The sequence below is a fragment of the Gordonia sp. 'Campus' genome (genome assembly GCF_022206305.1).
Lineage (GTDB): Bacteria > Actinomycetota > Actinomycetes > Mycobacteriales > Mycobacteriaceae > Gordonia.
Genome location: NZ_JAKOIW010000007.1, coordinates 98,446 through 113,080, shown reverse-complemented (window position 1 = coordinate 113,080; position 14,635 = coordinate 98,446). Strand labels below are relative to the sequence as shown.

Below are 14,635 nucleotides of genomic sequence, written 5' to 3'. Positions count from 1 at the left end.
GGCCTCAGGAGCCGGTGAACCGCGGCGGCCTCTTCTCGACGCGGGCCGCACGCCCTTCCTGCAGGTCGTCGCTCTCCCAGGCGCGCATCATCGCGGCGGCCCGGTCCTCGGGAGCCGCCTCGCGCGCTCCGTCGCCGTTCAGGACGAGCTTGTAGTGCTGCAGGGTGAGCGGTGCGAGGTCGGCGATCGTCTGCGCCCAGTGCTGGGCATCGGCGAGGTCGCCGATCCGGTTCGCGAAACCGAGGTCGTGGGCACGGTCCGCGCCGAGCGGGTCGCACCCGATCAACATGCCGCGCGCCTGCCCGGCACCCACCAGCGACACGAGGCGGCGAATCGTCCATTCGTCCACCGCGACGCCGATCTTGGCCGCCGGGATGCCGGCGATCGCATCGGGGGCCATGATCCGAAGGTCGGCGGCCATGGCCAGCTGTAGGCCCGCGCCGATCGCAGAACCGTTCAACGCCGCGATGACCGGCACCGGCGCGGTCTCGATCTGCTGAAGTGTCGCCACCAGCGTGTCGAGAAAGCCCTTGTCGTACACCGGCCCGGACAGATCGGCACCCGCACTGAACACCGGTCCCCTGCCCGTCAGCACGATGGCGCGCGCACCGGCGTCGAGTGCGGCGGCGAACGCCTCTGCCAAGCCGGTCAGCATGTCGTCGTTCAGGGCGTTGCGCTTGTCGACCCGATCCAATTCGATGGTGACAACCGGGCCGTCCGTCGTGGAGTGGATCATGGCCCCGACCCTACCGATGACCGAGCCCTGCCGACGACACCGCGCGCGCGGGTCGTGACAAGGTGGTCTGGTGCAGATCTCGTCGGCCGCCGCACGCCCCGCGCCACATTCTGATGTCTTGATCATCGGCGGCGGTCAGGCCGCGTTGTCGGCGGCGTACTTTCTCCACCGCTTCGGGCTCGGCGATCGGTACCAGATGCTCGACCACGCACCCGGGCCCGGCGGGGCGTGGCAGTTCCGTTGGCCCACGCTGACTCTCGCGACCGCCAACCGTGTGCACGATCTCCCGGGCTGGGGGCTGGTCGAGGCCGTCGGACTCGACTGCGACCAGTTGCCCGCCGCGACAGCCGTCCCCGACTACTTCGGCCGGTATGAGGAGAAGTTCGGGCTGCACGTTCATCGGCCCGTCCATGTACGGGCCGTGCGCCGGGAGGGTGACGGGTTCCGCGCCGAGCTCGGAGACGGCAGTTCGGTGACGTCGACGCTGATCATCAATGCCACCGGCACATGGGATCGCCCGTTCATCCCGCACATCCCGGGAGCGGCCGACTTCCGCGGGCGCCAGCTGCACACCCATGACTACGCATCCCCCGCCGAGTTCGCCGGCAAGCGGGTGCTGGTGGTGGGGGCGGGCATCTCGGCGATCCAGCTGCTCATCGAGATCGCCCGCGAGGCGCCCGGGAGTCAGACCTTCTGGTGCTCGCGACGTGAGCCGGTGTTCAGCACCGGACCCTTCACCCCCGAGCAGGGACGCGAGGCCGTCGCCCGCGTCGAACGACGAGTGCGTGCCGGGCTCCCGCCCACATCGGTGGTGTCGGTGACCGGGTTGGCGCTGACGCCGGCCATCGCGGCCGCCCAGCGCGACGGCATCCTGGCCTGGCGGCCGATGTTCACCCGCATCACCGAGACAGGTGTGTGCTGGGACTGCGGCACGAACACCCGGGCCGGAGACGGTTCCGACAGCACTTCAGAACATCTCGACGTCGACGTCATCTTCTGGAACACCGGATTCCGCAGCGCCATCGATCATCTCGCACCATTGCGCCTCCGCGCGCCGGGCGGCGGCATCACGATGACCGGCAGGCTCGCCACCGTCGTCGACGCCGACCCCCGCATCCAGCTGCTCGGCTACGGACCGTCAGCCTCGACCATCGGCGCCAATCGTGCCGGACGGGAGGCGGCCAGGGTTGCCGCGGACCTCCTCGGTGCATCCCCACACCGTCAGCCGGTCAACAAATAGTTGCCAGCACTTGACATGTTGTTGTGTTTTCACAACACTAAGTCACGTGAGTCCAATACGCCGTGGGGAAAAGCTCCCCATCTACAACCGCATCGGCGTGCTTCGCGCCGAACGGCGGATGTCGAGGGCCGAGCTCGCCGAGCTCGTCGGCATCAATGTCCAATCGGTGGGCGCACTGGAACGCGGCGACAACTACCCGAGTCTCGACCTGGCGTTTCGGATCTGCGGCGTCTTCGACCTCCCCGTCGAAGCCGTGTTCAGCCGAACCGAGTTCGGGGCGATGTCGTCGGCGCTCTACCGCCGCGACCTGCCGTCGGCTCCACATGACCCGCATCTCGCCCACACCGACGACACCGGAGGTGAACGATGACCGACCCCTACTCGACCATCCCCGAGGAGGCCACACCCGCGCTCTGGCGACGCTATGAACACTGGCGCGGTCAGCGGCATCAGGAATTCAATGCCAAGAACTCCCACCTACTGACCTCGTGGCGCACCCGGCGCACGTTCCGGCGGCTCGTCCTGGCGCAGGTGTTCTTCGCGACCGTGCTCCTCATCAGCTCGATCATCGCGTTCTTCACGTCCGGGTGGTTTCTCCTCCCGTTCATGATCGGCCTGTTCGGGATCATCACAACGCTCTACCTGCTCCGCATCGTCACGGGCTCCATCGCCGACACACCGGTGACGGCCCTCGACGAGATCCAGGTGGCGCAACGCAACTCGGCACGCTCGATCGGCTTCACCGTGCTGTACTGCCTGATGTTCATCCCGTATGCGGTGCTGATCGTCCTCAGCTTCCGCGACGAGGTACCCGGGCAGGCCGTCTACGGCTCGGCGGTACTGCTGATCACCCTCGTACTGTCCGCCATCTGCGTGCCGACCATGCTGACCGCCTGGTGGATGGCCGATCCCGATCCCGAAGACCTCGAAGCACTGTCATCCGACCCGACAACCATCCCCAGTGAGGAGGGTGCGCCGTGACCGCACCACTGATCGTCGACGGGCTCCACAAACGCTATGGAGACCTCGTCGCATTGCAGGACATGACCTTTCATGTCGAGCCAGGCGAGATCTTCGGCTTCGTCGGCAGCAACGGCGCCGGCAAGTCCACGACGATGCGCATCATCCTCGGCGTGCTGGCCGCCGACTCCGGCGAGGTGCGGCTCGGCGACCGCCGCATCGACCTCGACCTGCGCCGCCGGATCGGGTACATGCCCGAGGAGCGCGGCCTGTACCCGAAGATGAAAGTCGGTGAACAACTCACGTTCTTGGCGCGCCTGCACGGCATGTCCGCCGCCGAGGCCGAGGAGTCGGTCCGGCGCTGGACCGACCGGCTGGGCGTCGGCGCGCGCTACGACGACAACGTCGCCGATCTCAGCCTCGGCAACCAGCAACGCGTCCAGCTAGCCGCCGCATTGGTCCACGATCCCACCGTCCTCGTGCTCGACGAGCCGTTCTCGGGCCTGGACCCGGTCGCCGTGGACGTGATGAGCGACGTGTTGAAAGAAAAGGCAGCCGAGGGCATTCCGGTCCTCTTCTCCTCGCACCAGCTCGACCTGGTGCAGCGGCTGTGCAATCGCGTCGGCATCATCGCCAAGGGCCAGATGCGTGCCCTCGGCAGCGTCGACGACCTTCGCGCCCGCGACGGGGTCAGCCTCGAGATCACCGGGCCGCGTGCCGACATCGCCTGGGCCGAAGGCCTTCCGGGCGTGCGGAACGTGGAGTACGGCGAGACGACCCGCCTCCTCATCGACCCGCAGGCCGCCGACGATCAGCTGATCCTCTCCACCGCGCTGCAACACGGTCCCGTCCACCGCTTCGCGACCTCGACCCCGTCCCTGACCGACCTGTTCCGAGAGGTGGTTTCCGCATGACCACGCTACGCGACACCCCGCCGACATCCACCACCGGTGACACCAGAGCCACTGCCGCACAGGCCGTCCGTCTCGTCGCCGGCCGCGAGATCACCACGCGCGCCAAGACCAAGTCCTTCGTGGTGAGCACCGCACTGCTGATGGTCGTGATCATCGCCGGCGCCATCATCATCAACCTGTTCTCCGGCGGGGACGACACCGAGAAGGTCGCCGTCGTCGGTCAGCCGTCAGCGGTCACCGAGTCCATCGTGTCCGTCGGCGAGGCGTCGGGCACCACCATCGCGACCGAACCCGCCGACACCGTCGAGCAGGCGCGGGACCGCGTGAACAGCGGCGATGTGGCCGCCGCGCTCGTACCCGGTGAGGCACCCGGGTCGTACGTCATCATCACCAAGGACAGCCTCGAGCCCGCGCTCGAGGGGCCCATCAGAACCGCGGTCTCGCAGGCGAATCTGACGGCGGCACTGTCCGAACGCGGCGTCGACGCCACCACCCTGCCGACCGTCGACATCAGCGTGACCCAGACCGAGCCGGACAAGCCCGATGAGGGACAGCGTCTGCTCATCGCCATGGTCGGCGTGGTGTTGCTGGTCACGGCGATCATGATGGGCGGCACCATGGTCGCCGTCGGCGTCGTCGAGGAGAAGACCTCCCGTGTGGTCGAACTGCTGCTCGCGACGATCAAGCCGCTGCACCTGCTGTGGGGCAAGATCATCGGCATCGGCGTCGTCGCCCTGGGCCAGGTGGTGCTGCTCGGGGCGACAGCCCTGATCGCCGGTACCGCGACCGGGATCCTCACCCTGCCGGGCGCCGCCCTCGGGATGTTCGCGGCGGTGATCGCGTGGTTCCTCCTCGGATTCCTGTTCTTCTCCTCCCTCTACGCGGCGACCGGGGCCATCGTGTCCCGACAGGAAGAGCTGAACTCGTCGTCGGCTCCGCTGACGTTCCTCGCGGTCGCGGTGCTGTACTCGGGCATCTTCGGTGTCCAGGCGATGGATTCGACCCTGATCGAGGTGCTCAGCTGGATTCCGCCGTTCAGCGCGGCCCTCATGCCGATGCGCATCGCCACCGGCGACACCGATGCCGTGCAGATCATCGTGACGTTCGGCCTGATGGGCGCGGCCTGCGCGGCGGCCACCTGGGTCGCGGCCCGCATCTACCAGCGCTCGATCCTGCGCACCGGTTCGCGCATCGGGTGGGGCGAGGTGCTCAAGCTCGCCCGCTGAGCGACTCGCCCCCTGAGGTGCGAGCGAAGCGAGCCACGAAGGGCCTGGTGACATACTCGCCACGCCCTTCGTGGCTCGTCGCTATCGCTCCTCACACCTCAGGGAGCGATGAACGAGTGTCAAATCTCGCCGAAACGCCGGAGCGCTTCCTCGCGCTCGGCCTTGTGGTCGACGATGGGCTCGGGATAGTCCTCGGCGTCGATGTCGCCCACCCACCGTCGGACGTACTCGCCTTTCGGGTCGAACTTCTTGGCCTGTGCTTCGGGGTTGAACACCCGGAAGTACGGCGCCGCATCGGTTCCCGTGCCTGCGGCCCACTGCCAGCCGTGGTTGTTCGACGCCATGTCACCGTCGATGAGTTGGTCGAGGAACCATTCCGCTCCCCACCACCACGGCAGGTGGAGGTCCTTCACCAGGAACGACGCGGTGACCATGCGAACACGGTTGTGCATGTACCCGGTCTCGGCCAGCTGACGCATCCCGGCGTCGACGAGCGGGTAACCCGTCCGGCCCGCCTTCCACGCCTCGAACCGCTCGTAAGCCTTCTTGTCGGTGTCGAGGTCGATGTCGTCGAACTGCCGATTCCAGTTGTGCCACAAGCTGTGTGGCCAGTGATAGAGGACGTCGGCGTAGAAGTCGCGGAACGCGAGTTCGCGGAGGAACGCCTGGGCGCCCTCGCCGTTACCCAGGTCGGCGGCCAGGGTTCGGGGGTGGATGTTGCCGTACTTGAGGTACGCCGACATCCGGCTCGTGCTGTCGCCTGCCGGGTCGTTGCGCCCGGAAGCGTAGTCCGCCAGCCCGTCGTCGACGAATTCGGCCCACTTGGCCCTGGCCGCCTCCTCGCCGGCCGGCATGGACAGTGTCGTCGGGGCGGGCGGGATGTCGATGCGTCGGGACTTTGCGATGTCCGACGGGTCGAGAGCCGAGGCGGCCGCGCGGGCCGAGTCCGCGGGCTTGCGCCAGCCGTGGTCGCGCCAACGCCTGTAGTAGGGCGTGAACACCTTGTAGGGTTCACCGTCGTCCTTGGTGACCCTGCCCGGTGAGACGAGGTAGGGCGAACCGGTGGCCTCGAGCGGGATGTCGCCGAGCTCGTCGGTCACCGCCTCGTCGCGACGGCGCCCGAACGGCGCGAAGTCCTGCGAGATGTGCACCCGCTCGGCGTCGACGGCTCGTGCGAGCCGCGGGATCTCGACCTCCGGCCGTCCGCGCACCACGAGCAACTTGCCGTCGAGCTTGTCGTCCAGTTCACGCAGGGAATCGAACAGGAACGCGAGTCGCCGCTCGCCGGAGGACTCCTCGAGTCTGGGGTCCAGCACAAAGCACACGAGGACCGACGAATCGGTCCCCGAGGCGGCCGCGGAGAGCGGCGGGAGGTCTCTCAGGCGCAGATCGCGCCTGAGCCACACGAGCGACGTTCCGGACGTCAGCCCACTCCGAGCAGATCGATGACGAACACCAGGGTGCGCCCCGACAGGCGGTGCCCGGCGCCGGCCGACCCGTAGGCGAGCTCCGGCGGAACGGTCAGCTGGCGACGCCCGCCGACCTTCATCCCGGGGATGCCCTCCTGCCAACCGGGGATCAGCCGGTCGAGCGGGAAGTTGGCCGACTGGCCGCGATCCCACGAGGAATCGAACTCTTCGCCCGTCTCGTAGTCGACACCCACGTAGTGGACGTCGACGATGCCGCCGCGTGCGGCCTCGGCACCGTCGCCGACGATGATGTCGGCGATGGTGAGCTCGGCCGGCGGGGGGCCCGCCTGGAACTCGACTTGTGGCTTCTCGGTGCTGGTCACTGGACTCTCCTTTGAGTCGGGTGTTCGGCGGTCAGTCGTGTCCGGGGAGACGATCGTCGACGATCGTCCCGTGGAACCCGAGCGCTAGCGATCGCCCATCTGGACGTAGTCGCGTTCGGTGTAGCCGGTGTAGAGCTGACGCGGACGGCCGATCTTCGTGGTCGGGTCCTCGTGCATCTCACGCCAGTGAGCGATCCACCCCGGCAGGCGGCCCAACGCGAACAGAACGGTGAACATCCGCGTCGGGAAGCCCATCGCACGGTAGATGACGCCCGTGTAGAAATCGACGTTCGGGTACAGCTTGCGCTCGATGAAGTAGTCGTCGGAGAGGGCGACCTCTTCGAGACCCTTCGCGATGTCGAGCAGGTCATCTTGCACGCCAAGCGATTCCAGGATCGTGTCGGCGGTCTTCTTCACGATAGCGGCGCGCGGATCGTAGTTCTTGTAGACGCGGTGACCGAAGCCCATGAGCTTGACGCCGGCTTCTTTGTTCTTCACCCGCTTCATGAACTCCTTGGTGTCGCCACCGTCGGCGCGGATGTCGTCGAGCATCTCGAGGACGGCCTGGTTGGCGCCGCCGTGCAGCGGACCCCAGAGTGCGTTGATGCCACCGGAGATCGAGGTGAACAGGTTGGCCTGCGACGAGCCGACGAGACGGACCGTGGAGGTCGAACAGTTCTGTTCGTGATCGGCGTGGAGGATGAACAGCATGTCGAGGGCCTTGGCGACCTCGGGGTTGACCTCGTAGGGCTCGGCGGGGAACCCGAAGGTCATGCGCAGGAAGTTCTCGACCAGGCTCAGCGAGTTGTCCGGGTACAGGAACGGCTGCCCGGCCGACTTCTTGTATGCGTAGGCCGCGATGGTCGGCAGCTTGGCCAGCAAGCGGATCGTCGACAGCTCGACCTGCTCGTCGTCCTTGGGATCGAGCGAGTCCTGGTAGTACGCCGACAGGGCGTTGACCGCACTCGACAGCACCGGCATCGGGTGTGCGTTGCGGGGGAAGCCGTCGAAGAAGCGCTTCAGGTCCTCGTGCAGCAGGGTGTGCCGCTGGATCTTGGTGGTGAAGTCCTCGAGCTGCGACGGGGTCGGGAGCTCGCCGTAGATGAGCAGGTAGCTCACCTCGATGAAGGTCGACTTCTCCGCCAGCTGCTCGATGGGGATGCCGCGGTAGCGCAGGATGCCCGCGTCGCCGTCGATGTAGGTGATGGCCGACTTGGTCGACGCGGTGTTCACGAATCCACCGTCGAAGGTGGTCAGATTGGTCTCGGCCAGGAATTTGCCGAGCGCGACCGAGTCAGTGCCCTCGGTGGCCTTCAGGATCGGGAGCTCCAGCTGTCCACCGGGGTAGGTGAAGGTCGCTGAGGCCGTGTCGGACGCCTGGTCGGCTGGGACTGTTTCAGCAGACACACGAACCCCTTATTCAGATCAGAGTTTTTACAGTGTCCGGGTAGGACACACAGGTAACAACCTAGTCGCTTCGCAGCTCGCCCGCCCACGGAGGGTCGGCGCCGGGGCGGGACACCGTCACAGCAGCCACCTGAGCTGCGAATTGAGCCGTTTTTCGCCATCCGTCGACGTCCAGCGAGCGTAGCGCTGCGGGGGTCAGCCAACCGTGCCGATCGAGGTGGTGCACGAGCCCTCCCAGAACGCTGTCGCCGGCGCCGATGGTGTCGACGACGTCGACGGCCGGGGCGGGGATGCTGACCTCGTCGGCGGTGGTGCGGACGGTGATCCCCGACGATCCGGCGGTGGTCACCACCGCTGCCACTCCGTCGGCCAGCCAATCCTCCGCGGTGCTGCCCGCGGGCCCGTCGGCCAGCCACGAGGCGTCCTCGTCGGACAGTTTGACCAGGTCGACGTCGGTCATCCAGCCACGGAACCGCCGACGATAATCGTCGGGATCGTCGATGACGGCGGGCCGGATGTTCGGGTCCAACACGACGACTCGCCCTTCGGCACGTGCGCGTCGCATCAGGTTCTCGTACACCGAAGCCCCTGGCTCCAGGACCAGCGACAGCGTTCCGAAGGTCATCGCGGAGACGGTCGGCGGCAAGTCGCCCGGGTCGGCGACGGCGCGGTCGGCCGTGCCCTCGACATAGAAGGAGTAGCGCGCGGAACCGTCGTCGGCGATGGTCGCGACCGCCAATGAGGTCGGTTGGGCGCGGCGCTGCACCCACGTGGTCCCCACCCCGGCGGACCGCAGTGCGTCGACGATGGCATCGCCGTAGGTGTCGGTGGACACCGCGGACAGCAGGGAGACCGCACTTCCCAAGCGCCCCAATGTGATCGCCACGTTGAAGGGTCCACCGCCGAGCGCCGGCTGCAGGGGCGCCAACCCGTCGGGAGCCGAACCTCGCGCATCGTGTCGCTGCTGCACGACGTCGACCAGCGCCTCACCGCAGACGACGATCTCTCTCATCGGTCTCTCCTCGTGCCGCGCCGTGATGACCATCGGGTTCCTCGCCCAAGTGTGCCATCGCACGGCGTGCGCCCAGGCGGATCGACCTGTCCCCCATCGCCCCCTCGCCGTTCACCACGGCGGTCGCACCGGATGACGGGGGTAGATTCAGCTCATGCACGAGTTGCCGGCGGGCCCGGATGCGGTGGCCCTCGACTTCTCGGCCGAGGCATCCCCGTCGGCCGCGGTCCTGGCCGCGACCGATGCGTTGCGGGATGCCCGTGCCCGCGGTGAACTCCCGGAGGTCACCGACCTGATACCGAGTGCCCACACGCTTCTGGTGCAGGCGCGTCCCGGTCGCGGACTGGACGAACTGGGCATTCGGCGCGCGTTACGGCGGCGCCACGCCGACCCGGACGCCGACCCCGGCCTTCTCGACGACATCGTCATACCCGTCGTCTACGACGGCGCGGATGTGGCCGATGTTGCTGCGACCCTGCGGATCACGCCGGAGGAGGTCGTCGACCTGCACTCCCGCACCCGCTGGCGGGTCCAGTTCATGGGCTTCGCACCGGGTTTCGGCTACCTCGTCGCCGATGACCCGTCCCCACACCCCTTCGACGACGTCGGGCGCCGGCCCGAACCGCGATCACGGGTACCGGCGGGCGCGGTGGCCATCGCAGCGGGGTACAGCGCCGTCTATCCGAAGCAGAGCCCCGGCGGGTGGCACCTGCTGGGACACACCGAGATTCAGCTGTGGGACGAGCATGCCGATCCGCCCGCACTGTTCGCCGCCGGGCGGATCGTCCGTTTCGTCGACGCCGAGAGCTCCGTTCCCCACACGGACGGAGGCCGCGGATGAGTGGCCTGAACGTACTGGCGCCGGGCCCGCTGGCGACGCTGCAGGATCTCGGCCGCCACGGCTACGCGCACCTCGGCGTTCCCGCCTCGGGCGCGGCCGATCGCGGAGCTCTCGCGTTGGCCAACCGCCTTGTGGGCAACGAGGAGTCGGCAGCGGCGATCGAGACGACGATGGGCGGTCTGCGGGTCGAGGCCGTCGGCGATCTACTGGTCTCGGTCACCGGGGCGCAGACGACGGTGCGCCGCAACGGCGTGCCGGCGGGGCTGGCGGCCGCCCTGGTTCTCCGGGCGGGCGACGAGCTGGTGCTGGACACCCCGGATCGGGGCCTGCGCAACTATGTCGCGGTGCGCGGGGGCATCGACGTCGAACCCGTGCTCGGTTCCCGAGCCACGGACACCCTGTCCGGGCTGGGGCCGGACGCCCTGTCCGCGGGATGCGTGCTGCCGGTCGGTCGTGCCGCCGGCGACTGGCCCCCGGCGTCGCAGGCACCGCCGGACACTTCGCATCCGTCGGTGACCGTGCTGGAGTGTCACCCCGGGCCTCGCGAAGACCATCTCCGGTCGTCGTCTGACCTGTACCGGGGCACGTGGGTGGTCGGCGCGGACAGCAATCGCGTGGGGGTCCGGCTCGACCGGGCCGCGGATTCGGGCGATCCCCTGCTGACCCATCGCGACGATGTTCCCGAGCTGCGCTCGGAGGGGATCGCGCATGGGTCTGTGCAGGTTCCGCCGAGCGGGCGTCCCGTCCTCTTCCTCGCCGATCACCCGGTGACCGGCGGGTATCCGGTGGCGGCGGTCCTGACGGTGGGGGCGGTGGATCTGGCGGCGCAGCTCGTGCCCGGATCGGAGATCCGTTTTCGAAGGCGCTGATCGGAGATCCGTTTTCGAAGGTACTGAGCGGCTCCTGACGGGCCGTGCGTCCGAAGCGCTCCCACGTTTGGGATTCACCTGCTGAGGGAACGCGATCGGGGTCCCGATAGGAGGTACCGAACGTGAGTGAACCGTCTGTGAACGACTTGTCGACCGTGCAGCTCGTCGAGCGTCTCCAGAGTCAGACGACGACGCTGGTGAAGACCGAACTGCAGCACGCGGTTGCCGAGATGAAGGGCAAGGGCACCCGGATCGGCGTGGGTGCGGGGATTTCCGGTGCCGGCACGCTGCTGGTGCTGTTCGGCCTCGGCACCCTCGTCGCCGCCGCGGTGCTGGGGTTGGCCAACGCGGTCCCGGCATGGCTGGCGGCGGTGATCGTGGGCGTCGTGTTGCTGGCCATCGGCGGTGCGGCTGCCGCGATAGGCGCCAAACGGGCGAAGTCGGCCATCCCGCCGGCGCCCGAACACACCGTGGAGAGCGTCCAGCGGGACGTCGCGACCGTGAAGGAGCACCTCTAGATGAGTGAGACACACCCGGAGAAGACGCCGGCCGACGAGCCGCCGCCCATCGAACAGCAACGCCAGGAGCTCGCCGAGACGGTGGATGCGCTGGCGGCCAAGCTGGACGTGCCGGCGCGCGTCAGCGAGGCGGCGTCGGAGACCGCACAGACCGCGAAGGTCAAGGCGCAGGAGAACCGGACCGTCGTGATCGGCGCAGCGGTGGCGGCCGTACTGGCCGTCGGCGCGATCATCATCGTGCGTCGTCGCCGCGGCTGATCCCTGTTTCATCAGTCCGTCTCGATAGAGGAGCTTCCCATGAGTGCTGTGTCCAAGGCGATGTACAAGCCGATGTCCCTCGCGACGAGTGTTCTCGGCGGTATCGCCGCCGGCGCTGTCTTCGGTCAGATCTGGAAGCGGATCTCCGACGATGAGTCGGCGCCCGATCCGAAGGATCTCGAGCGCAGCAACACCGAGGTGCTGATCGCCGCCGCGCTGCAGGGACTCGTTTTCGGCCTCGTGCGCGCGGCCGTCGATCGTGCCGGCGCGCGCGGCTACAAGGCGGTGACGCACGAGAACCCCGAGTGACACACGGTTGACAGAGCCGTGAGACGAACCTAGGGTTCCGTCTCATGACCGAGGTTATGGACGATGCGCAGGAAACCTGTCCCGTTCACGCCGAGGATGGCGCGCCCGTCGGCGCCGCCTGCCCTGCCGGCGCGGAGTTCTCCGATGACGGATACGAGACCGGCAGCGCAGGCGTCAAGGCGGCCCATGAGTACGAACCGCTCGGGCCCGACTCGCTGACGTGGCAGATCTGGGGCACGTGGACCGGCATGTTCCAGGGACTGTGGGCCGGGTCCATCCAGAACATGCATCCGAAGCTGGGCGCGGCGGTCTGGGATCACTCGGACTTCTTCGGCGAGCGCTGGGAGCGCCTGATGCGTTCCCTTTATCCCATCAGCGGCGTCGTCTTCGACTCGATCGTCCCCGGGGCGCAGACAGGTCTGGAGGTGCGGGACTACCACCGGACCGTCAAGGGCACCATGGAGGACGGATCTCGTTACCATGCACTGGATCCCGATGTGTTCTATTGGGCGCACGCCACGTTCTGGTACGGCAACGTCCGCCTCTGTGAGCGCTTCGGACCGTTCCTGAGCGAGGACCAAAAGCGTCAGCTCTTCGAGGAATCCAAGGCCTGGTACGCCCAGTACGGCGTGTCGATGCGTCCGGTGCCCGAGACCTACGAGGACTTCCTCGAGTACTGGGATCACATGTGTCGCAACGTTCTTCGCGACCACGTCTCGGTACGCACCGTCCTCGACATCACGCAGCTCCCACCGCCGCCGTTCCTCTCGTTCATCCCGAAGTGGTTGTGGGACCGGTATCTCGTCCCGCAGAACCAGAAGCTCTTCATGTGGCTGACCACCGGCTTCTACGACGAGCCGGTCCGCGAGATCCTGGGTCTGTCATGGACTGACAAAGACGAGCGTCGATTCCGCCTGGTGGGCAAGGGCATCAATCTGGTGATGCACAAACTGCTGCCCACCCGGGTTCTTCGGCACCCCCGACCACGCGACGCCTACGATCGGCTGTCCGGCAAGGTCGCCGTCGACGCACCGCTCGTGCACACCCCCGCACGCAATCTGCCGCCGCAGGATCAGCGCGACAATCCGATGCACTACTGCCCGGTGACCGCGGCACGGCGGGCGACCTATCCCGGGACGCTCACCTCGGACTGAGACGTCGGAGACCTGTCGGGGGCGGGACCCGTCTCGGGCCTCACGGTCGCGCTGAGCTCGACACCGACCTCAGGTCCGCTGGCCGGCGCGGTAGTGCACGAACGCGGGGATCATCAGGGCGGCGACGATCGTCGCGATCACCACGGCGACTCCGCCGTAGGCCGTGGCCGCGGCGACGCCGATGGATGCGGCGGCGGTGCCGTGTGCGACGTCGGCGATCCGCGGCCCGCCGGCGACGACGACGATGAACACGCCCTGCAGCCGTCCGCGCACCTCGTCGTTGGCGGCGGCGAGCAGGATCGTCTGCCGGAACGCCGCCGAGGCCATGTCCGCGGCACCGCCGATCATCAGCAGCACGACCGCGACGATGAGCATCGGCATCGCCGTACCGTCGGCGAAAGACACCGCGATCCCGGTCCCGGTGATCGCCAGACCCCAGACGATCACGCACACGATGACTGCGAGACCCTGGCGCTCCACCCGCGTCACCCAGCCCGAGAAGATGCCGCCGATCACCGCACCTGCCGAGATGGCCGTGAACAGCAGCGCGAACGCCAGACCGCCGCCCTCGGGACCGCCGAAGTTCTCGTGCGCCATCTGCGGGAAGAGCGCGCGTGGCATACCGAACACCATGGCGATGAGGTCGACCAGGAACGACGCCATCAGGATCTTGTGTCCGGCCAGGTAGCGCAGACCGTCGAGCACCGAACGCAGACCCGCCACCTTCGGCGCGGCGTCGCTCTCCGGGCGCAGCGACGGCAGCATGATCACGGCGATCAGCGTCGGCAACAGGAACAACGTGTCCACGAGGTAGAGCAGCGAGTACCCGAGCACCGGGATCAGTGCACCACCCACGAGAGGGCCCGCGATCGCGCCCGCCTGCATGACCGTCATGTTCAGTGACAGCGCTGCGGGTAGGTCCTTGGCGTCGAGCAGCCGAGGCAACACCGCGGTGCGTGTCGGCTGGTTGATCGCGAAGAACGCCTGCTGTAAAGCGAAGAGCGCCAGGACGATCCACACGTTCTGACCGCCCACGGCAGCCTGGACCCAGAACAGTGCGCTGCACCCGATCAGTCCGGTGGTGGTGACGATGAGCAGTGTCCGCCGGTCGACGACATCGGCCAGCGCCCCACCCCACAACCCGAAGACCACGAGTGGAACGAGTCCGAACACGCCGGTCAGGCCGACGTAGGCCGAACTCCCGGTGACCTCGTAGATCTGCGCGGGCACCGCGACGACGGTGAGTTGCGCTCCGATGACGGTGACGATGTTCGCCAGCCAGAGCCGTCGGAAGTCGTGATTGCGCAACGGCGTCGTGTCGGCGAGGAAGCGGGCCATTTCCACGATGCTATGACCGTCGGCGAACCGGTCGCGATCCAGGCCTGTCAGCGCCTACGCC

Annotated in this window: 17 protein-coding genes; 11 read left to right on the top strand and 6 right to left on the bottom strand. The window is 67.8% G+C overall.

All coding sequences use genetic code 11. From position 1 onward, the window contains the following. Positions 1-4: 4 nt before the first annotated feature. The gene (locus MAY35_RS10110) at positions 5-736 is read right to left on the bottom strand and encodes an enoyl-CoA hydratase (protein ID WP_238421170.1); all 732 of its coding nucleotides are present in this window, start codon (positions 734-736) and stop codon (positions 5-7) included. A 70-nt stretch (positions 737-806) separates the two neighbouring features. On the opposite strand from MAY35_RS10110, the gene MAY35_RS10105 reads away from it, so the two are divergent. Genes MAY35_RS10105 through MAY35_RS10085 form a run of 5 tightly spaced genes read left to right on the top strand, consistent with a single transcriptional unit; the run spans position 807 to position 5,076 of the window. Beyond that, positions 807-1,976, top strand: coding sequence for an NAD(P)-binding domain-containing protein (locus tag MAY35_RS10105; RefSeq protein WP_238421169.1), 1,170 nt, complete (start codon positions 807-809; stop codon positions 1,974-1,976). Between the two features lie 46 nt (positions 1,977-2,022). Then, positions 2,023-2,346 (top strand): helix-turn-helix transcriptional regulator, encoded by a 324-nt coding sequence (locus tag MAY35_RS10100; protein WP_238421168.1) that lies wholly within the window; start codon positions 2,023-2,025, stop codon positions 2,344-2,346. Next, on the top strand, positions 2,343-2,957 hold the full coding sequence (locus MAY35_RS10095) for a hypothetical protein (protein WP_238421167.1): 615 nt from the start codon (positions 2,343-2,345) through the stop codon (positions 2,955-2,957). The genes MAY35_RS10100 and MAY35_RS10095 overlap by 4 nt, the downstream gene beginning before the upstream one ends. Continuing rightward, positions 2,954-3,850 (top strand): ABC transporter ATP-binding protein, encoded by an 897-nt coding sequence (locus tag MAY35_RS10090; protein WP_238421166.1) that lies wholly within the window; start codon positions 2,954-2,956, stop codon positions 3,848-3,850. Before MAY35_RS10095 ends, MAY35_RS10090 begins: the two co-directional genes overlap by 4 nt. Further along, positions 3,847-5,076, top strand: coding sequence for an ABC transporter permease (locus tag MAY35_RS10085; protein WP_238421165.1), 1,230 nt, complete (start codon positions 3,847-3,849; stop codon positions 5,074-5,076). The genes MAY35_RS10090 and MAY35_RS10085 overlap by 4 nt, the downstream gene beginning before the upstream one ends. A gap of 119 nt (positions 5,077-5,195) precedes the next feature. Here MAY35_RS10085 and MAY35_RS10080 read toward each other — a convergent pair whose 3' ends face one another. From MAY35_RS10080 to MAY35_RS10065, 4 genes are all read right to left on the bottom strand, one after another. Beyond that, positions 5,196-6,482 carry a deoxyribodipyrimidine photo-lyase gene (locus tag MAY35_RS10080; protein WP_238421164.1) on the bottom strand — a complete coding sequence of 429 codons (1,287 nt, stop codon included), beginning with the start codon at positions 6,480-6,482 and terminating at the stop codon, positions 5,196-5,198. A 17-nt stretch (positions 6,483-6,499) separates the two neighbouring features. Next, a complete protein-coding gene (locus MAY35_RS10075; RefSeq protein ID WP_238421163.1) occupies positions 6,500-6,868 on the bottom strand; it encodes an FKBP-type peptidyl-prolyl cis-trans isomerase in 369 nt (122 codons plus the stop codon). 84 nt (positions 6,869-6,952) lie between these two features. Next, the gene (locus MAY35_RS10070; RefSeq protein ID WP_238421162.1) at positions 6,953-8,275 is read right to left on the bottom strand and encodes a citrate synthase; all 1,323 of its coding nucleotides are present in this window, start codon (positions 8,273-8,275) and stop codon (positions 6,953-6,955) included. A 61-nt stretch (positions 8,276-8,336) separates the two neighbouring features. Further along, on the bottom strand, positions 8,337-9,287 hold the full coding sequence (locus MAY35_RS10065) for a carbohydrate kinase (RefSeq protein WP_238421161.1): 951 nt from the start codon (positions 9,285-9,287) through the stop codon (positions 8,337-8,339). 154 nt (positions 9,288-9,441) lie between these two features. Here MAY35_RS10065 and MAY35_RS10060 point away from each other — a divergent pair, with 154 nt between their 5' ends. The 6 genes from MAY35_RS10060 to MAY35_RS10035 all read left to right on the top strand — a co-directional run bounded on the left by MAY35_RS10060 (position 9,442) and on the right by MAY35_RS10035 (position 13,236). After that, the gene (locus MAY35_RS10060; protein ID WP_238421160.1) at positions 9,442-10,128 is read left to right on the top strand and encodes an allophanate hydrolase subunit 1; all 687 of its coding nucleotides are present in this window, start codon (positions 9,442-9,444) and stop codon (positions 10,126-10,128) included. Continuing rightward, on the top strand, positions 10,125-10,997 hold the full coding sequence (locus MAY35_RS10055) for a biotin-dependent carboxyltransferase family protein (RefSeq protein WP_238421159.1): 873 nt from the start codon (positions 10,125-10,127) through the stop codon (positions 10,995-10,997). Before MAY35_RS10060 ends, MAY35_RS10055 begins: the two co-directional genes overlap by 4 nt. Before the next feature lie 122 nt (positions 10,998-11,119). Continuing rightward, on the top strand, positions 11,120-11,515 hold the full coding sequence (locus MAY35_RS10050) for a phage holin family protein (protein ID WP_238421158.1): 396 nt from the start codon (positions 11,120-11,122) through the stop codon (positions 11,513-11,515). After that, positions 11,516-11,773, top strand: coding sequence for a DUF3618 domain-containing protein (locus tag MAY35_RS10045; protein ID WP_238421157.1), 258 nt, complete (start codon positions 11,516-11,518; stop codon positions 11,771-11,773). It abuts the gene before it with no gap. 39 nt (positions 11,774-11,812) lie between these two features. Continuing rightward, positions 11,813-12,082, top strand: a complete 270-nt coding sequence (locus tag MAY35_RS10040; protein WP_238421156.1) for a DUF4235 domain-containing protein — start codon at positions 11,813-11,815, stop codon at positions 12,080-12,082. A gap of 44 nt (positions 12,083-12,126) precedes the next feature. Next, a complete protein-coding gene (locus MAY35_RS10035) occupies positions 12,127-13,236 on the top strand; it encodes an oxygenase MpaB family protein (RefSeq protein WP_238421155.1) in 1,110 nt (369 codons plus the stop codon). 69 nt (positions 13,237-13,305) lie between these two features. On the opposite strand, the gene MAY35_RS10030 is transcribed toward MAY35_RS10035, so the two are convergent. Further along, entirely contained in the window at positions 13,306-14,574 is a 1,269-nt protein-coding gene (locus MAY35_RS10030) for an MFS transporter (RefSeq protein WP_238421154.1), read from the bottom strand. Positions 14,575-14,635 lie beyond the last annotated feature (61 nt).